The organism is Streptomyces sp. NPDC008137 (assembly GCF_042957035.1).
In the GTDB taxonomy this organism is placed as follows: Bacteria; Actinomycetota; Actinomycetes; order Streptomycetales; family Streptomycetaceae; genus Streptomyces.
Map to the genome: position 1 here is coordinate 162,603 of NZ_JBIBHN010000003.1, position 18,279 is coordinate 180,881.

Below are 18,279 nucleotides of genomic sequence, written 5' to 3' on the forward strand. Positions count from 1 at the left end.
CACCAGGTGCTACAGCGCGCTACTTCTTCCGGCTGGCGATCGCGAAGTCCACCGCCTCCTGCGGCCGGGCCGCCGAGCCGTTGATGCGGGGGGCGACATGACGGGCCAGCAGTTCCATGCTGCGGTTGGTCTTCTCCCAGGAGGTCCAGTCGGCGACGTAGACGAGCAGCGTGCCGAAGCCGCCGGTGATCTCGTGCAGCCGCTCGATGCCGGCGACCACGTCGTCCACCGAGCCGACGAGCGCGCCGCCCGCCTCGACCCGGGCCTCCAGCGCCTTCTCGCGCGGCACGTCGGGGCTGAGGACCTCACGGCCCGCCGCCTTGCCGAAGTACTCGAACAGCCAGCGGTCGTAGCCCTCGCGGACGTCCGCGAACGCCTCCTCGCGGGTCTCGGCCACGTGCACCGGCAGCGCGATACGCCACTTGTCGCGGTCCAGGGTCTGCCCGTGCTCGGCGGCGGCCTCCTCCGCGTACTTCCACTGGTGGGCCAGGTTGATGTGCGCGGGGGCGCCCGGCGTGAGGAGGGCGAAGGGCAGGGCGAACGAGGTCATGCTCAGCCCGTACTGGCCGATCAGGCGCGGGCTGGACTGCGAGGTGCCGGACGTCGCGACCGCGACCTCGATGCCCTGCGGGCTGAAGCGCGGAAGCTGGAGCTTGGCGTCGCGCAGGTCGAACCAGTCCGTCTGCTGCGTGATCCGCTCCTCGCCGTTGACCAGCTCCAGGACCGTCGGCAGGGCCTCCTCCAGGCGGCGGCGCTGCACCGGCTGCTCCAGGCCGAACATCTTCGCGTCGAAGGGCACGCCCGGGCCGACGCCCAGGATGTACCGGCCGCGGGTGAGGTGGTCGAGGTGGACCGCCCGGCTCGCCACGTGGAAGGGGTGGTGGCCGGAGAGCGGTACGACGCCGTGGGCCAGCTTGATCTGGGTGGTGCGCTGCGAGGCGGCGGCTATCAGCGTCTCGGGCGCACCGACCAGGCCCCAGCCCAGCGTGTGGTGCTCGCCGAACCACGCCTCGTCGAAGTTGAGGTCGTCGACGTACTCGACGAGGTCCAGGTTGCGGCGGATCGCGAGGTGCGGGTCCTGGCCGGTCTCGTGGACGGGGGACAGGAAGAGACCGATACGGCTGTGCATGACAGACCTCCGGGAAGCAATTCGTGGAAGAAGCGAAGAGAGAAGAACGGGAGGGGCAGGGAGCGGGTGGGGGTCAGACGACCCGGTACACGGCGTCCTTGAGCGCGCGGACCTTCTCGTAGCCGGCCGTCAGGGCCGTCTCGTCCGGGGCCGTGAGGAACACCCGCATCGAGCTGGTCAGCAGGTCGACCGTGGGCCTGATCCGGGCGCCGGGCGCGTACTTGACCGTCGCGAGGAAGACGCTCTCCAGGCCGCGGATCTCCGCCACGGCCGTCTCGTCGACCGAGTCCACGACACCGTCGAGCGCGGTCGGGGTGTTGTAGACGACGGCGGGCCGCAGCCTCCGGTACGTCCGTCCGGCGTGCTCCGCGAGGAACTCCTCGGGCCGGGTGTACGCCTGCGCGGTGAGCGCCGCCTGGTTGTGGCCGAGGCACACGTCGTGGAAGGGGGCGTTGATGTTGCCGTTGAGGCGGGTGCCGATCTCGACCAGGACGGGGCCCTCGTCGGTGACGATGACCTCGGCGTGGGCCGGCCCCCAGGCGACGCCGAGGGCGGCGAGGACCTCGTCGACGTACGAGGTGAGCTCGGCGACCACCGGGTTGTCGTCCGGGTCGGCGAGCAGGTCGCGGTTGTAGATGTTCTTGCCGGACGGCAGCAGCGTCTTCTCGTACTCCCAGACCCCGCAGACGTACCGCTCGCCGCCGCGGCTGACGGTGTCGACGATGTACTCGGTGCCCTTGAGGTAGGACTGCACGAGGATCTCGGTGTTGGCGAGGCCGAACATGTTCGGGGCGTCGAGGACGCTCCGGGCGGCGGCGCGGACCGCGTCGGGGCCGTCGCAGACGAAGACACCGTCGGAGGCCGCCGAGCTCAGCGGTTTGACGACCACCGGGTAACTGCCGTGCTCCTCGGCCCAGTCGACCGCCGCGTCCGGGTCGTCGGTCTTGAGCTGCCGCGCGCAGCGCACCCCGGCGCGGCGCAGCGCCTCGATCATCTCGTACTTGTCGCGGCGGGCCGGTGACAGCGCCGAGCCGTTGGAGGGGACGCCGACGGCTTCGCTCAGCCGGTCGGCGAGCGGCACGGACGATTCCTGCCCGGCGATCACGCACACGGGGTCGAGGGCGCGCAGCCGCTCGACGAGGGCGCTCTCGTCGCCGTGTCCGGGGATGTTCTCCCGGTAGGCGGTGAGGTCCGGCGGAGCCATCGCCGGGATCAGCTCCGGGGTGGACTGGACGTGGACGACGTCCGTGCCGTACGCGGCGAAGGCGGCGGGGTAGAAGTTGCCGGCGGAGTAGCCGTCGACGATCACCGCCACGGGGCGCGTGGGCGTGCTGCTCATGAGGTGGCCTCCGGTTCGGATGTGGACTCGGCCTCGATGAAGCGGGCCAGGCGGGCGATGCCCTCGCGGATCGCGGCGGGCGTGAGGTTGCTGAAGCCGAGGCGCAGGGCGCGTTCGCCACTGCCGTCGAGGTGGAACATGCGCATCGGCGCCCAGCTGACCGCGTAGTCGCGGGCCGACCGTTCCATGGCGACGAGGTCGGCCTCGAAGGGCACCTCGACGACCAGGAAGAATCCGCCGCGCGGCCGGTTCCAGCGCACGCCGTGCTCGGCGTACCGCTCGGGCGGGAAGTGCTCGGCGAGGGCGTCGAGGGTGGCGGCGAGCCGCTCCTGGTAGACGGCGGCCAGGTCGCGGGTGGCGGAGCGCAGGTCGTAGCCGGCGTCGACGAGGATGCCGCCGATCGCGGCCTGGGAGAGCGAGGACGAGCCGACCGTGAACATCGCCTTGGCCTTGGAGAGTTCCTGGGCGAGGGTGCGCCGGGTGCCGTCCTCGCCGACGACCTCCCGGTCACCGACCAGATAACCGAGGCGGGCGCCCGGGAACGCGGACTTGGCGAAGGAGCCGAGGTAGACGACGTCACCGCGGGTGTCCAGCGCCTTGAGCGTCGGCAGCCGCTCCTCGTCGTTCGCGAAGAGCCCGTACGGGTTGTCCTCAAGGATGGTGAACCCCTCCTCGGCGGCCAGCTCGAGCAGCCGCCGCCGGGCCTCCAGGGGGACGACCGTGCCGGACGGGTTGGAGAAGTCGGGGACCAGGTAGAGCGCGGCGGGCCGCTTGCCCTCGGCGCGCACGGCACGTACGGCGGCGGCCACGGCCTCCGGTTCGAGTCCGTTGGGCCCCTCGGTGATGCCCTTGACCGGAATATCCAGCATGCGGGCGGCGCCGCGGATGCCGACGTACGCCGGGGACACGGACAGCAGCACGTCGTCCGGCGAGCGGAACAGCCCCCGCAGGGCGACGAGTGCCGCCTCCTGGAAGCCGTGCGTGATCATGATCGCGTCGGGCGCGACATCGATGTCCTCGTCCTTGGCGAGCATGCGGGCGACCTCTTCCCGGATGAACCCGTTGACGGGTCCGTACTGGAAGTGCAGCCGGGTGACGCGCTGCTCGGGCACCCCCTGCTCCCGCAGGTGCGCGATGTACCGGTCGACGTAGTACGAGAGCTTCGTGAGGTCGTGCGTACCGTCGTGGGGCGCCCCCGACGAGAACGACAGCGCCTCGGGGAACCTCATCGCCGTCTCGCTGAGCAGCCGCATCGAGTCCATGCCCGGGTCGACGATCCCGGCGTGCAGGGCTTCCCGGCGCAGCGGGGCGGGGGTTTGCTGAACTGGCGTCACGAGCACGTCAGTCGGTCCTTTCGGGGAGGCTTGCTTCATTACGGGGAGGGGCGGGGGTGAAGCCCCGGGCTCAGGCCGCGGTCTTCTCCGACGCCGCGGCGGCCCACGCGCCCTTGCCCGGCGCCCACTGCCGGATACGGACCCGGCGGACGATGCCGCCCTTGACGTAGGGCTCGGCGTCCAGGACCTCCTGGAGGCGGTCGCGGTCCTCGGCCTCGTAGACCAGCAGGCCGCCGTTGGTGTCCTGGAGCGGCCCGGCGAGCAGCAGGACGCCGCTGTCGGTGAGGGACCGCAGATAGTCGGTGTGGGCGCGGTGCAGATGCTCCCGGCCCGCACGGTCGACGTTGTACTCGAACTCGACGACGAACTTCGCCATGGAAACCTCCGGTGTCACTGGGCGTGGGACGGTGTGCGGGCGGGACTCACATGTAGATGCCGCCGTTGATGTCGATGACGGAGCCGGTCGAGTAGCCGGCGCTCTCGGAGCAGAGGTGCAGCACACTGCCGACGGCCTCGGCGACGGTGCCGTAGCGGCCCATCGGCAGCTTGGCCAGGACGGCCTGCCGCTGCTCCGGGTCACGACGCTCGAACGCCCCGGCGACCCGCTCGGTGGCGATGGGCCCGTGGGCGACGACGTTGACGACGACCCCGGTCGGTGCCAGCTCGAACGCCAGCTGCTTGGTCATGCCGATGACGGCGGCCTTGGCGGCGACGTACGCGGCGTTGTTGAAGCGGCTGTACGTACGGCCGCCCGCCGAGGCGAAGTTGACGATGCGGCCGTAGCCGTCGGCGGCCATGCGCGGGGCGCACACCTTGACCGCGATCCAGCTGCTGACCACGTTCTCCAGGAAGGACTCGTCGAAGTGGTCGGTGGTGAGGTCGGCGTAGCCGATCACGCGGGTGTCGCCGCCGACGCCGTTGACGAGGATGGACGGGGCGAACCGGTCGACGATGTCGGTCAACTGGCGTTCCGCCGCCGGGATGTCGGTGATGTCACCGACGACGGTCTCGACCTTGGTGATCCGTCCCAGCTCCTCGGCGAGCTTGCCGACGGCCTCGGCGTCCCGGTCGAACAGGACCAGCGTGTGGCCCTCCTCGGCGAGTTCGCGGGAGACCTCCCTGAGGATGCCGCCGGCGGCGCCGACGAGGAGTGCGGTGCGGGGGGTGGGTGCGGGCATGGTGGGTCACCTTGTCTCTCGGGTCAGGGTTTCCGGGGTGGTCGCCCGGGCGGTGGCCACGGACTCGGCGTCGAGGTCCGTGCCGAGGCGGGAGCCGGGGTCGAGGTCGGCGTCGGGGTCGGGGTCGGCGTCGGGCTTGGTCACGAACCCGGCCAGCCGGGGCAGCAGGGCGAAGCCGGCCGCCACCGCGAGCCCCAGGCCGAGGACGGACATCCACAGCGCCTCGTAGCCGTGGGCGTGGGCGAGGGCGAGTCCGGCGGGGCTGCCCACCATGAACGCCGCGTTCCAGGCGAAGAAGTACGAGCCCTGGTAGGTGCCGCTGCGTCCGGCCGGGGCCCGGTCGGCGATGAAGGTGGCGGACATCGGGGCCCACAGCACCTCGCCGAGCGTCCATACGACGGTGGCGATCGTGAAGGAGACCATGCCGCCGGCGAAGACGTTGCCGCCGAAGCCGAGCGCCATGAACGAGGCCGCCAGGATCAGCGGGACGTGGGCCCGCAGTCCGCCCACCAGGCGGGGCACGAGCGGGAGCAGCAGCACGGACAGCACGGCGTTGACGGCGAGGACGAAGCCGATGTCCCCGGTGGTCAGCCCGCTGGCCCGCATGTCGAGCGGCAGCGCGGAGTTGACCTGGAGGTAGATGCAGGCCAGCAGGAAGGTCAGCAGGAGGAAGGCGACCAGGACGGGAGTCCGGAAGGGTTCGGCGATCCCGCGTGCGGCCGCCTTGAGGGCCGCCGCGGCTCCGTCGGGCCGGTCGGTGTCCCGCACGGGCGCCGGATCGGCGGGCACCGCGAAGACGAGGGCCGCGTAGACGAGGCTGGAGGCCGCCCAGACCACGAAGAGGGCACCCGGGCTGACTTCGAGCAGGAAGCCGGAGAGGACCGGGCTCAGCGACATGCCGATGTTGAAGCCGACGAGGAAGAGGCTGTACGCCTTCGCGAACTGCTCCTGCGGCACGATCGCGGCGATCAGCCCGGCCCCGGCCGGCCGGTCGACGGCCGACAGGAACCCGGTGATCAGCGACAGCACGCACAGGGCGACGACGTTCTCGGCGACGGCGAAGAGCAGAGCCATCGCGGCGGAGACCGGCTGGGCGGCGACGATGGTGCGACGCGGCCCGATCAGATCGGCGACCGCCCCTCCCACCAGCCCCGACGACACGACACCGGCACCGAAGAGCCCGACGACCAGCGGGGTCGTACCCGGGGCGACGAGCCCGTCCTGCTCCATGTAGAGCACGAGAAAGGCAGGGGCGAGCGTCCCGAGCCGGCTGACGGTCTGCCCGAACCACAACAACCAGAACGCTTTGGGAAGGGCCATCAGGATTCCGTTCGTATCGGGGTGGGGAGGGAGTGCGAGGCGGGTGCGCCGGGCCGCGCGCGTCTCGCGGACGCCGGTATCGGTCCCGGGGGCCCGGAGGGCCGGGCCGGTGCCGAGGGCGGCTGCGCCGATGCCGCGAGGGGGCGCGGCACGCTCGTGGAGCTCCGCGCCGGTGCCGCCGGAGTCCGCGGCGGAGCTACGAGGGGCCGCGGCCGGGCAACGGGGGTCCGCTCCGATGCCCCGGCGGCCCTTGCCATCGGCTCGGGAGTCCGCGCCGAGGCCGTGTCGGTTTGGGCGGGAGGTTCTGGGGCCTGGACGGTGCCGTCGGCAACTGGCCCTCGTTTCCCGGCAGTTCGCGCCCCGGCCCCGGCACCGGCATCCCGCGCGAGAGCCCGCGGTGTCCGCGTCAGTGCCCCGGCGGCCCTTGCCATCGGCTCGGGAGTCCGCGCCGAGGCCGTGTCGGTTTGCGCGGGAGGCTCCGGAGCCCGGAGGGGACCCGCAGCGACTGGCCCTCGCTTCATGGCAGTTCGTGCCCCGGTCCCGGCACCGGCATCCCGCGCGAGAGGTCGCGGTGTGCGCGTCAGTGCCCCGGCGGCCCTTGCCATCGGCTCGGGAGTCCGCGCCGAGGCCGTGTCGGTTTGGGCGGGAGGCTCCGGAGCCCGGAGGGGACCCGCAGCGACTGGCCCTCGCTTCATGGCAGTTCGCGCCCCGGCCTCGGCATCCCGCCCGAGAGCCCGCCGAGCCCGCGCCGGCGCCCCGGCGGCGTGCGCCGAAGGCGCCGGTACCTCCGCGCCCCGCTCAGGAGCTCCGACAGTGCCGCCCGCGACGACTTCGGCGCGCGCCGCATCCGCGAGTGCCGGTGCCGGACCCGCCGTGGTCCAGGGCGGCGCCCCGTCGGCCCGCCGTCGAGTCCCGGCGGTCCGCGTCGGTGGCTCAGCCGTGCGCGTCGGAGCCGGCAGGGATCGCCCGGGTGCCGTGAACGGCCGGGCCGGAACCCCGGGGGCGCGCCCCGGTGCCGTGCCGGCGGGTCCGCCGGTCGTCGAAGTCCGGGTCCGGTGCGGCGGGCGGGTGGTGCGTGGGCGGTGCGGTGTGGTGTGGGCGGGGGCGGGGGCGGGGGCGGTGGAGCCGAGCGTGCTGTAGGCGAAGGCGGCGGAGACCAGCGTCTTGTGGTGGTGCCAGCCGGCGTACGAGCGCCCTTCGAAGGCGCGCAGACCGAAGTCGTCGGCCAGCCGCTCCACCGTGTCGACGGCACCCGCCTGCAGCCGGGCCAGCGCCAGCACCTCGCGCGGTGACCTGTCGGCGAGGTTCGTGAGCCAGATCCGTCCGTCTCCGGGCTCGCCGATCAATCGGAGGGCGACGGGGATGCCGGGGAGGCGGACCACCCCCGTCGCCACTCGCGCCGGGTGGTCTGCGAGGAGGCTCCGCGCGGTCACACCACCGGCGTCCGCACCGGCCCCGGCACGAGGACCGGGCCCGGGGAGAGCCGCGCGGTCCGGGTGCACCACGAAGTCATCGGGTACGGCGACGACGAACCGCCGTCCCCGGCCGGCGAGCCCGCCCGCCAGCGCGGCGGTGTCCGCGAACCCGAGCAGGTCGGCGACGACCGGCACCCCGTCCGGGCCGACGCTGTCCACCAGGTCCAGCGCCAGGGCGTCAGCCGACCCCGCGGCCGGAGCCGAACCGGTCCGCCCACGCGCCTCCGCGTCCTCGGCCCACCGCCCGGGCAGCAGCAACCGCCAGTCGACCGGCACCGTCCCCCGCTCCAGCGCGAGGAACGCCCCGACGCCGAGCTGGCAGTTGACCGTACGGCCGTCCCGCTGGACGAAGCGGCGGTGCACTCCGCAGGAGCGGTCACCCCGCTTGGGCAGCACCGCCGTACCGATGACCAGGGCACCCGGCCGGGACCGCCGTACGACCCAGTCGGCCAGCCGGGCGCGGACCGGCTCCCAGTCCCAGGGGCTGGCGTTGACGAACTGGTGCAGGCCCTGGGCCGCCGTGGCGGAGTCCGAGACGGACGCCGCGAGCCGCCGGACCGTCTTGCGACCCGGCGTCACCAGCAGGCCACGTGTGTAGACATGGGCCCATCCGCGCTGGTCGGCACGGGGCAGCCGTTCGAAGATCTCCGCGATGAAGGCATCGAAGGCGCCGGTGGGGGAGGGGGAAGAGGAGCGGGATGAGGAGCGGCGTGCGGAGGTCGCGCCCCCTGTGCCGGGAGTCACTCTGGAAGACGTCCTCACCATGACGCGTTCCCTTCCTCTGGACCTGGTCGTACCGGACGGGTCGCACTGGGCGGGCCCCGCCGGTTCGAAGCCCGCCCCTAAAAAATAGAGAACGAACTCTTTGTTTTCAATCGAGGGGACCACCTCCAGCTACGACTTTGAGGAGTCCGCGCTCCCGCAGGGCTCTCACCTGCGGTCGAGCGGCAGCATGGCGTCACTCAACTCCCGCTCGGCCACCGCCGCCCAAGGCCCTCCGACGGCCAGCCCCACCGTCAACGCCCCCTTGAACGACGACAGATGCAGCGCGCCGTCGAGCGCCCCGTCACCCCGGGCCACCACGGTCCGGAACCCCGTGACCCGCCCCGCGTGCGGTCCGAGCGCGGTGTCCACCGAACCGGCGTCCGTCACCCGCAGCTCCGGTCCGCCCCCCGCCGCGTCCCGTTCCACGGCCCGGCGGATCGCGTGGTGCGCCCGCCGCTCCGGACGCCACTCCCGCCCGGCCGAGCACAGCACCTCCGCATGGCCCCGGGCCCGGCCCACGACGTCACCCCCCGCACCCACCCCGTCGCGACCGGCGCCGCCCGCCCGCAGCCGCGCCCGCACCACGCCCAGCACACACCCGGGCTCGCTGATCAGCGCCCGCTCGGCGTACCGTCGGCGCAGGGACACCGCCCTGGCGACCGTCACCTCCCGGCGGCCGCTCTCCCGGGCGAACGCGTCGGCCAGCACGGTCGCGAGGAACCCGCTGACCGTCAGCCGCCGCGCCCCGCACCAGTCACGCAGCCGCCGGCTCTCGTACGGACCGAGGGCGAGGGTCACACCCTCCCCGGCCTCACGCACCTCCCCGGCCTCACGCACCTCCCCGGCCTCACGCACCACCCCGGCCCACCGCCCACGCCCGGGTCCCGGCCCCGCGCCCGCTCCTCCTCCGTACGACGTCACGGCCCGCCGCGCCGGCCCCGGCACGCACACCCCGCACACCCCGCCGCTCTCGTACGTCAGCTCGTCGGTGTCCGGCGGCAGCTCCTCCTCCCCGGCACAGGCACCCGGAACGCCGGACAGGGCGTCCAGCAGCGGCCGTACGAGGCGCCCGACCGAGTGGCCGTCGCAGATCGCGGGGTGCAGGCTGAGGGAGAAACGCGTCGCCCCCTGCGCGGTCCGCCCGACCCGAAGCCCCCACAGCCGCTCACCCGCCGGCGGCCCGGGCTCCCCCCGCCGGAACCACAGTCCGCCGTCCCCGGTGTCCTCGATCCGCAGCGACAGCAGCGGCAGCCGCCGCAGCCACGACTCCACGGCCGCGTCCACCCGCTGCGGCGAGAACACGCCGTCCACTGTGAAGGAGGTGGTGATTCCGCCCCTGCCGCGCATCAGGGCGTGGCTGTACGCGAAGGTCGCCTCCGTGTCACTGAGCCTGCGCACTCCGCCGTCCGGCGTACGCGGCCCGCCAGCCCGCGCGCGCCCCCGCTCACCGCCGCTCACGATCCCTCGCGCGCGGCGGCCGCGAGCATCGGCGACGCACATCGCACGGTGTTCGCCAGGGTGACCCCGTGGCTCGTGAAGTCCAGGGTGACGCGGTCGCGGTCGGTCATCCGGAAGCCGTCGTGGAAGCTGCTGCGGTCGGCGCCGATGTAGACGTAGTGCACACGGCCGGGGGCGAGCAGGGCGTCGTAGGAGAACAGTTCGGACATGATGTCGTCGAGTCCGTAGTGCAGGGCCTTGGTGCCGGTGGTGAACTCTCCCCGCCAGCACGGCTCGCCGTCCCGCTCGATGGTGACGTGCCCGGTGACGTGGCGCGGCGGTTCGTCGAGGAAGAGCCAGGGCGCCACGCCCGCGTCGCACAGCTTGGCGTACGAGAGGTGCCCGCGGTGGCGGCGGAAGCGGCCGATGTCGGTGAGATCGTTGCCGAAGGTGTAGCCGACGTACCGGGGCATGCCGTCCGCGTCGGTGACGTAGACGAGGACGACCTCCGCCTCCTCGGTCAGCGCGACGGACCCGGCCGGGGCGCGCAGCTCCTCCCCGGAGGTCCTCAGCACATCGCCGAGGCCCTTGAGGAACCAGTTCGGCTGGGACGGGGTGTCCGCGTCCACCTTGACGTTGTGGGTCTGCATGAAGCCGCCGACGACCGCGTCACCGAGGTGGCCGGGCAGCAGCGGCGGGCGGAAGGACACGGTGTCGAGTTCGCTCACGGGAACCGTCACCGTCTCGGAGGCGGCGAGGAGCACGGCGACGTCGCCGCCCTCGGTGAGCAGCTTCCCCAGGTCCCGGCTCCCGAGCGGTGTGAGGCTCAACGGCCGGCCCGCCTCGGGCAGTCCGAGGCCGAAGTGACGGCCACCCCGGTAGGTGCATTCGAACAGTACGGTCATGACGTTCCCGCCTTTCAGGCATGGGTGTGGTGGGTGAGGTGCTTCGGTGGTGTGCGTCAGTGATGTGCGCGTGGGAAGGCCGGGTCAGTAGTCCCGTACGGCCCAGCGCTCCGCGCGCGCGGCGAGGTCCATGCCCCAGCCGGTGCCGTCCGCCGGTGCCAGCGTGTTCGTGTGGCGGTCGACGGCCGGGGGCGGGGCGACGATCATCTCCGGGAAGAAGCGGTCGGACTGCCCGGCCTCGACGGTGAGCGCGTCCGGGTGGCCGAAGGCCAGGGCCCGGCCGGAGTTGATGAGCGGGCCCACCTCGGCGACCTGGACCCCGAACTGGTAGCGGACGCCGTTCTCCCGGGCGTAGGCGACGAGCCCGGCGGCCGGCAGCGGCCCCCCGTTCTTCGACACCCGGATGTTGAACGCGTCGCAGGCCTCGGACTCGACCGCCGTACGGGCGTCCTGGGCCGTGCACACCGACTCGTCCAGCATGATCCGCAGCCCGCCCTCGCGGCGCAGCGCGCGCAGCGCCTCCCACGAGCCCTTGGGCAGCGGTTCCTCCACATAGTCGACGCCGGCCTCGCGCAGCCGGTGGGCATGCTCGACCGAGTTCTCGGGCGTCCAGCACATGTTGGCGTCGACCATGATGGGTATGTCGTCGCCGATCTTGTCGCGGATCGTCCGGACGGTACGGGCGTCGTGCTCGATGTCGTCCGACGCCTTGATCTTGACGAAGTGGAAGGGTCCCCGGGTGGCGAGGAACTCCTCGGCGTCCAGGCTGAGGTCGAGCACCTGCGACACGGGCAGCGAACGGCGTCCCTCGTCGGGCTCGCCCGGCAGCAGCTCCCGTCCGCCCACACCCGTCCGGCGCCCCAGCCAGTCGAGGACCGCCGTCTCCAGCAGGCAGAGCAGGTTGTTGCCGCCGTCGATCCCGAAGATCCGGGCGAAGCCGTCCCGGTGGAGCAGCTCCAGCAGTTCCCCCGGGTCGCGGCCGGTCAGCAGCGCGAACAACGCGTCGAAGTCGACCTCTTCGAGCGCCGAGCGCACACTCGCGGTGGTCTCCCCGGTGACGTACGACCGGGGCGCGCACTCGCCGATGCCGTCCACGCCGTCGGCCGAGAGTCTCAGGACCAGGCTGTCGGACGTACGACGCCGGGCGGCCGGATGGTCGAACGGTGTCCGCATGGGCAGCTCGACGTGGTAGAGCCGGGCCCGTCCGGGCCTGCCCGCCTCAGGCGCCACGGTTCACCCCCTGGAGCAGGGTGTACGTCGACGTCCAGTCGACCAGGTCGCCGCTGACGTCGGTGTAGAAGAGGTAGTGCTTGTCGGTGGGGAACTTCATGATCGAGCCGCGCCCGGAGACCAGGTCCTGGAAGACGGAGTGCGCGGCGTCCAGGTCCACGATCGGGTCGGTCATCCCGGAGACGAAGGTCGCGGCGGGGACCGCCGGGCTCAGGCGTCCGCGCGTCAGATAGAGCCGCTCCAGTTCCAGCAGCACCGCCCGCGACCGTCGCGTCAACTGCCTTACCGCCAGGTCGTCGTGGTCGATGAAGTGCTGGTACTTGACCTCGTCGGTGAAGTCTTCGGCCTTCAGCCCCGCGTCCCACAAGTCCTCGCTCCCGCTCGCCGCGATGGCCTCGCGTGCGTCCGGGTCGAGGGTCGCGTGCATCTTGCCGAGCCAGGACGAGCAGAACACGGCCGCGTCGTACGAGGTGGTGAACCCCTCGTACGCCATCAGGGCCGCCAGGAAGGAGCCGCCGAGGCAGTGCCCGAACAGGGACAGGGGTACGGCGTCGCCGATCATTCCCCGGACGTACGCGACGGCGTTCGCGTAGTCGCCGAGGACGGTGTCGACGTCCGGTATCTCGTGCCGCGGACCGGGGCTGATGCCGCTGCCGCGCCGGTCGAGGACGAAGAACGCGATGTCGTTGTCGGCGAACTGCGGGCCCACTTCCCACAGCCACCCGGCGTGGCTCTGCAGTCCGTGGAAGTAGAAGACGGCTCCCTTGATCTGCTCCGGCCGCCACACGTGCAGGGCGAGCCGGGTGTCGCCGCAGGGCAGGTCGATGATCTCGCGGCGGGTGTTCTGCGGGGGCCTGAGGGTCTCCAGCATGGTCAACTCTCCTTGATCGGTACTGATGAGTGGGTGCGGGGCGGACGTGTGCCGGCCGGCTGTCAGCCGCCGAGGATCGCGTCGACGAAGTCGATGTCCTTCTGGAACGGCTTGTACTTGTACTGAGTGGCGTTGCCCCGCTGCCGCCGTGACTCGACGTACGCGGCGATCGCGCCCTGCGCCACGGTCCGCACCCGGAGCGCGGAGAGCCGGCCGCTGTCCCGCTTCGAGGCGTACTCGATGTTGATGACGGACAGTTCGCGGTCGATCGCGGCGGACAGCACCTCGTCGAGGTCCGCCCCGGGTTCCGGTACCTCGACGACGACGGTGTAGGACGGCGGCTCGTCCCAGCGCGGGCCGCACATGTACAGCCCGGTGTCGAGCCCGCTGCCTTCGAGCCCCTGCCGGATGGCCTGGGTGACCTGGCCCTCGGTGATCTTCTCGCCGGTGAAGGAGTGGAAGACGCCGTCGCGGTGGGTGAAGTGGACCCAGGGGGTGCCGTCCGCGATCCGGTCCACGCGGTAGATGTCCCCGGTCCACAGCCGGTAGAGACCGTTCCCCTGGGACATGATCAGGTGGTAGTCGCGCCCCTCCTCGACCTCGTCGTACAGCAGCGTCTCGACCTTCTCGCCGGCGTCGAGGAGCGCGCCGAGCGGTACGTCGGCGGGGACGAACTCGAAGTACGCCTGGCTGACGGCGAGCGGCTGGCTCTCCAGGGTGTCGTCCACGGGGATGGTGGTGACGCCCTCGGTCCCGCAGCTCATGAACGGCAGCTTGGCGACACCGGGCAGCACGGCGTCCAGGCGCGGCTTGTACAGCTCGGCGGAGGCCGACAGCCAGCAGCTGTACAGCGTCAGCGTCGGCCAGAGGTCCACCAGGCTGAACTCGCCCTTGGCCAGGACCTGTTCGAGGTGGAGCGCGGCCTTCTCGTCGGGCTCGGTCCAGGGCCTGCCCTGGAGGGTGCCCTCTCTCAGGTCCCGCACCAGCTCGGCGCCGTGCTCGGCGATCAGGTCGCGCAGCGAGACGAGGGTGCTGGGGTTGATCGCCGAGATGTAGTGCAGGTCCTTGCCGACGAGGTGCCGTACGCGGTGGTACATCCGCCCGGCGTGGCTGGTGGGCGTGTCGGGGCCGAACCACGGCGACTCGTACCACGGCGGGTTCCAGTCCCGGCTGTTGATCTGCGGATGCCGGTTGCTGATCGCCTGGTGCTCGACGCCGTGCACGAAGTCGTACACGTCCTCGCGGACGGTCTGGGTGTCGAGGGTGGCGAAGGGGTGCGCGAGGATCTCGGGGTGGTGTTCCAGATAGGTGCCCCACATCGCCTTCATCGCGGGGATGCGGTACTTGAGCAGCCAGTGCAGGGTGTACGGGACGCGCTTGGGGGTGCCGGTCGTCCCGCTGGTCTTGAGCCAGCGCAGTACCGGGCTGCACGACAGGATGCCGCCCTTGGTGTGGGTCTCCCGGTCGATCTGCTCGACGAAGTCGTTGTAGCGCATGATCGGCAGCACCGCCCGGAAGGTCTCCGGGGCGGCGGCGACGGCGTCGTACCCCTGCTCCTTCCAGTGCAGCGAGGCGGTGCCGATGTCGATGAGGTCGTCGAGGACACGGGCCTGGGCGGCGCCGGGGTCCTTCAGATCGGCGAGCAGGCTCTCACGGGCCCGGAAGCACTCCTCGACGAAGGGGTCGCGCCGGTCCTGCCAGTGCTGCTGCCACTGCGATGTGCCGTGCGTCTCCATGGCTGTCTCTCCTCAAGAGCTGTGCCGGCGGCCTGTTTTCGGGCATGCCGAAGGGCCGCGCGGCGGTGGCCGAACGGTGGGGTGGGTGCTACGGAATGCGGGAGGTCTTCGGTGCGGGGAGGGGCTCCACGGAGTGGAGGGCTACGCGCCGTTCTCCCCGGCCGCGAGCGCGGCCAGCTCGTTCAGGTCGTACAGGGCCTGGCGTTTGGTCCCGTACCGGGTGATCTTGCCGCGGTTGGCCCACTGGCGGATCGTGCCCTCGCGGACGCCGAGGGCGAGGGCGGCGAGCGAGGTGGGCACGCGTTTGCCGCGCGGGGCGCGCAGGTCGTCGTTCATGCCGGCTCCTTGGTCTCGAGCGTCGATTGACGATGGTTCATGAGCAGCCACTGGCGTGGGGTGAGCACATGTCCCGCTCCGCACATCGGTCCGCGCAGCACCAGCTCGTCGCCGCCGCGCCCGGGCAGCGACACCTCGGCGTCGCAGCCCGCCTCCACGCACCGGCCGAGCGGTACGAGGTCCGGCTTGGGCGGCGCGACCACCAGCCGCAGGGCGGTGGCGGTGCGGGCGATCTCGTCGGCCGCCGGGCCGGCGGCGGGGTGGGCGGCCAGGAAGTCGATGTGCCGGCCGAGGAAGACGGCCAGCTCGGGGACGGACCGCTCCGGCGGGACTCCGGCCGCCGGGTCCTCGTCCAGGACGAGCCGGGCCCAGGACGCCAGTCGTACGACGGCGTCGTGCCGGGCGTCCAGCGCCGCGTCGCTCACCGGCGGCGTGTCCGGACGGTGGCCCGTGACCCGGGCGAGGCCCCCCTGCCGGGCGGGGAGTACGAGCCGCTGCTCGCTCTCGTGGTGGAGCGCGGGCAGGGCGGTCAGATCGGCCGCGAGGGCGCGTTTGCAGGGGCGGCAGAGCCGGGCGCCGGGCGCGGCGGTCCTGCGCCGCAGCCCGTCGGAGCGGGCCGCGCGGCGGCAGCGGTTCGACGCGCACCGCTCCGGGAGGGGCTGCGAGGGGGTCGGGTCGGCCATGGTCACTGGTCGCCTCACCTTCGGGAGACAAGGAGATGCGGGGAAACGGGGAGCCCCGGAAAACGGAGCCCCGGAAAACGGAGCCCCGGAAAACAAAAAAGCGCCGCTCGACGGCGACGCGATGGCAGTGCGAAGGCTCCTGGAAGTGGGCAGACTGCCTCGCGAAAGAGTGTTACACGTCTGCCGCATGGGCCGCAAGAGCCCACCGGAAAATATCCAACAAGTCTGTATCGCCTGGTAGTTGGCCGCGCACAGACGACAGGTGCCGTCCGCCCCGGTCCTCGCGGGGCGGACGGCACCTGGCGCCGGGGGCCGGTCAGCCCGGCGTCGGCACACCGAGAACACGGTCACGAAGGGCGGGGAACTCGGCACGGGTCTTCGCGACGAGCGCCGGGTCGAGGTCGACGACGAGCGTCTCCTCTCCCGCCCCGGCCTCGGCGACGACCTCGCCCCATGGATCGACCACCACGCTGTGGCCCGCCTGTTCCACCCCGGCGTGCGTACCGGCCGTACCGCAGGCGAGGACGTACGCCTGGGACTCGACGGCCCGCGCGCGGGCCAGCAGCGACCAGTGGGCGCGCCGGGCGGCGGGCCAGCCGGCCGGGACGACGAACATCCCCGCGCCGGCGTCCACCAGCAGCCGGAACTGCTCGGGGAAGCGCAGGTCGTAGCAGGTGGCGAGCCCCGCCGTCAGCTCCGCCGGGCCGCCGTCGCCCAGTGTGACGGTGACGGTCTCCTCGCCCCGGCCCAGCAGGGCGGCCTCGCCCCGGTCGAAGCCGAAGCGGTGGATCTTCCGGTACGTCCGGTGCAGCCGGCCGTCGGGCGCGAAGACGAGGGAGGTGTTGAACAGCGCGTCGTCCGGGCCCTGTTCGATGATCGAGCCGGCGTGCAGCCAGACCCGGGCCGCGGCCGCGGCCGCGCCCAGCGCCCGGGCCGTGGGCCCGTCCAGCGGCTCGGCGTGGGCGCGGAACTCGTCGAAGGCGAACGCGCCGACCGTCCAGAGTTCCGGCAGGACCACCAGGTCGGCGGTGTGCTGTTCACGAACGAGACCGGCCACACGGGCACGCCGCTCGGCGACGGTTTCGTCCGGTCGTACGGCGATCTGCGACAGCGCGGCGCGCACGGGATCTCCCTGAGGTGTTGTGCGGCCCGGAGGGCCGGGGGTGGGTCAGCGCAGGTACGAGGCGCCGTTGACGTCGATCACGGCACCGCTGCACCACTCGGCCCGCTCACCGCTGAGCCAGGCCACGGCGGCGGCGACGTCCGAGGGCGCGGCGATCCTGCCGAGCGGGCTCTGCCGGCGCACCTGCTCCTCGGCGTCCCCGACGAGCATGCTCTCGGCCAGGTCCGTACGGACGAATCCCGGCGCCACGGCGGTCACCGCGACGCCGAGCGGGCCCAGGGACTGGGCGAGCGACTGGGTCAGCGCGTGCAGGGCGGCCTTGGTCGCGCCGTAGGCGGGCGCGTCGGGTTCGCCCCGGTAGGCGCCGCGCGAGCCGACGTTGACGATCCGGGCGCCCCGCGGGCCCTGCGGCCGCTGCCGGAGGTGGTCGACGAGGTGCCAGATCAGGTCGGCGGGCCCGAGCAGGTTGACGTCGACGAGGCGCCGCCAGTCGGCCTGCCAGTCCTCGTACGAGGTGGTGGCGACGGGCTGCTCGGCGTAGACGCCGGCGTTGTTGACGAGGACGTCCACGGTGCCCAGTTGCGCCACGGCGGACTCGATGACCCCGCGGGCCGCGCCCGGTGTGCCGACATCACCGGTGACCAGGGCGTGGCCGGTGCCGGGCAGGGCGTCCAGGACGGCCTTCGCGGCGGCGGTGTCGGCACGGCAGTGCACCGCCACGCGGTGTCCGTCGGCGGCGAGTTCGGTCGCGATGGCGGCTCCGATGCCCCGGGAACCACCGGTGACGAGCGCGCAGCGTCGAGTCATGGGAAGAGCCTTTTCATTGGAGAGGTCAGAGAGAACAAGCGAATCATCGAGGCCCGACCGGACACTCATTCGATAGATGCACCAGGGCCCACAGACACTTCAGCTGGGCCTGCACCTCCGCGCCGGTGCTCCCCGATCGCAGAGCCGCCTCGGCGCCCGCCGTCAGATAGACCGCCAGCAGTTCCAGTTCGTCGGGCGCGGGCCGGGCACCGGCCGGTTCCGGGGCCGCTGTCAACAGGTCCCGCAGGGCCGCCCGCCAGAGGGTGTACCAGCAGGACGCAACGGCCCGTTCCCGGGTGAGCCGGGCCGCCGCGCGGACGGTGACCTCCCGCTCCAGCAGCCGGGCCACCTCAAGGGTGAACTCGGCGACCGGCGGCAGCGGTCCGGCCGGCACGAGCCGGGCGAGCGCCTCGCCGGTGAGGGCCTCGGCCTCACGGCAGACGGCGGTGGCCAGGTCCGCCTTGGCGGGGAAGTGGAAGGTGAGTGCTCCCATCGTCGCCCCGCAGGCCCGGTGCACGGCGGACAGCGAGGTCCCGGCGTACCCCTGCCGGTCGAACTCGACGGCCGCCGCCGCGATCAGCGCCTGACGGGTACGTTCCGCTCTCACCTGC

The 18,279-nt window shown here is 72.5% G+C and carries 17 protein-coding genes; all 17 read right to left on the minus strand.

Features of this window, described 5'->3' with window-relative positions:
- Positions 1 to 19: 19 nt before the first annotated feature.
- Positions 20 to 1,129, minus strand: a complete 1,110-nt coding sequence (locus ACFZBT_RS06720) for an LLM class flavin-dependent oxidoreductase (protein WP_391099222.1) — start codon at positions 1,127 to 1,129, stop codon at positions 20 to 22.
- Between the two features lie 73 nt (positions 1,130 to 1,202).
- Positions 1,203 to 2,468 carry an ATP-grasp domain-containing protein gene (locus ACFZBT_RS06725; protein WP_391099224.1) on the minus strand — a complete coding sequence of 422 codons (1,266 nt, stop codon included), beginning with the start codon at positions 2,466 to 2,468 and terminating at the stop codon, positions 1,203 to 1,205.
- The gene (locus ACFZBT_RS06730; protein WP_391099227.1) at positions 2,465 to 3,808 is read right to left on the minus strand and encodes an aminotransferase class I/II-fold pyridoxal phosphate-dependent enzyme; all 1,344 of its coding nucleotides are present in this window, start codon (positions 3,806 to 3,808) and stop codon (positions 2,465 to 2,467) included. The genes ACFZBT_RS06725 and ACFZBT_RS06730 overlap by 4 nt, the downstream gene beginning before the upstream one ends.
- 64 nt (positions 3,809 to 3,872) lie before the next feature.
- Positions 3,873 to 4,178: a YciI family protein gene (locus ACFZBT_RS06735; protein WP_391099229.1), complete on the minus strand. Its 306-nt coding sequence runs from the start codon at positions 4,176 to 4,178 to the stop codon at positions 3,873 to 3,875.
- Between the two features lie 46 nt (positions 4,179 to 4,224).
- Entirely contained in the window at positions 4,225 to 4,980 is a 756-nt protein-coding gene (locus tag ACFZBT_RS06740; protein ID WP_391099232.1) for an SDR family oxidoreductase, read from the minus strand.
- Positions 4,981 to 4,986: 6 nt separating this feature from the next.
- A complete protein-coding gene (locus tag ACFZBT_RS06745) occupies positions 4,987 to 6,300 on the minus strand; it encodes an MFS transporter (RefSeq protein ID WP_391099234.1) in 1,314 nt (437 codons plus the stop codon).
- Positions 6,300 to 8,519 (minus strand): transposase, encoded by a 2,220-nt coding sequence (locus ACFZBT_RS06750; RefSeq protein WP_391099237.1) that lies wholly within the window; start codon positions 8,517 to 8,519, stop codon positions 6,300 to 6,302. Before ACFZBT_RS06750 ends, ACFZBT_RS06745 begins: the two co-directional genes overlap by 1 nt.
- A gap of 186 nt (positions 8,520 to 8,705) precedes the next feature.
- The gene (locus ACFZBT_RS06755; RefSeq protein WP_391099239.1) at positions 8,706 to 9,938 is read right to left on the minus strand and encodes a hypothetical protein; all 1,233 of its coding nucleotides are present in this window, start codon (positions 9,936 to 9,938) and stop codon (positions 8,706 to 8,708) included.
- Between the two features lie 56 nt (positions 9,939 to 9,994).
- Positions 9,995 to 10,882: an FAH family protein gene (locus ACFZBT_RS06760; protein ID WP_391099242.1), complete on the minus strand. Its 888-nt coding sequence runs from the start codon at positions 10,880 to 10,882 to the stop codon at positions 9,995 to 9,997.
- Positions 10,883 to 10,966: 84 nt separating this feature from the next.
- Positions 10,967 to 12,112, minus strand: a complete 1,146-nt coding sequence (locus ACFZBT_RS06765; RefSeq protein ID WP_391099245.1) for an enolase C-terminal domain-like protein — start codon at positions 12,110 to 12,112, stop codon at positions 10,967 to 10,969.
- Entirely contained in the window at positions 12,102 to 12,983 is an 882-nt protein-coding gene (locus tag ACFZBT_RS06770) for an alpha/beta fold hydrolase (protein ID WP_391099247.1), read from the minus strand. The genes ACFZBT_RS06765 and ACFZBT_RS06770 overlap by 11 nt, the downstream gene beginning before the upstream one ends.
- Before the next feature lie 62 nt (positions 12,984 to 13,045).
- Positions 13,046 to 14,719, minus strand: a complete 1,674-nt coding sequence (locus ACFZBT_RS06775; protein WP_391099250.1) for a GH3 auxin-responsive promoter family protein — start codon at positions 14,717 to 14,719, stop codon at positions 13,046 to 13,048.
- 141 nt (positions 14,720 to 14,860) lie between these two features.
- Complete coding sequence (locus tag ACFZBT_RS06780) at positions 14,861 to 15,055, minus strand: hypothetical protein (protein ID WP_391099252.1); 195 nt, start codon at positions 15,053 to 15,055, stop codon at positions 14,861 to 14,863.
- Complete coding sequence (locus tag ACFZBT_RS06785; RefSeq protein WP_391099254.1) at positions 15,052 to 15,738, minus strand: hypothetical protein; 687 nt, start codon at positions 15,736 to 15,738, stop codon at positions 15,052 to 15,054. The genes ACFZBT_RS06780 and ACFZBT_RS06785 overlap by 4 nt, the downstream gene beginning before the upstream one ends.
- Positions 15,739 to 16,054: 316 nt before the next feature.
- Complete coding sequence (locus ACFZBT_RS06790; protein ID WP_391099256.1) at positions 16,055 to 16,861, minus strand: nitrilase-related carbon-nitrogen hydrolase; 807 nt, start codon at positions 16,859 to 16,861, stop codon at positions 16,055 to 16,057.
- Positions 16,862 to 16,906: 45 nt separating this feature from the next.
- Complete coding sequence (locus tag ACFZBT_RS06795; protein ID WP_391099259.1) at positions 16,907 to 17,668, minus strand: SDR family oxidoreductase; 762 nt, start codon at positions 17,666 to 17,668, stop codon at positions 16,907 to 16,909.
- Between the two features lie 43 nt (positions 17,669 to 17,711).
- Positions 17,712 to 18,275 (minus strand): TetR family transcriptional regulator, encoded by a 564-nt coding sequence (locus ACFZBT_RS06800; protein ID WP_391099262.1) that lies wholly within the window; start codon positions 18,273 to 18,275, stop codon positions 17,712 to 17,714.
- Positions 18,276 to 18,279 lie beyond the last annotated feature (4 nt).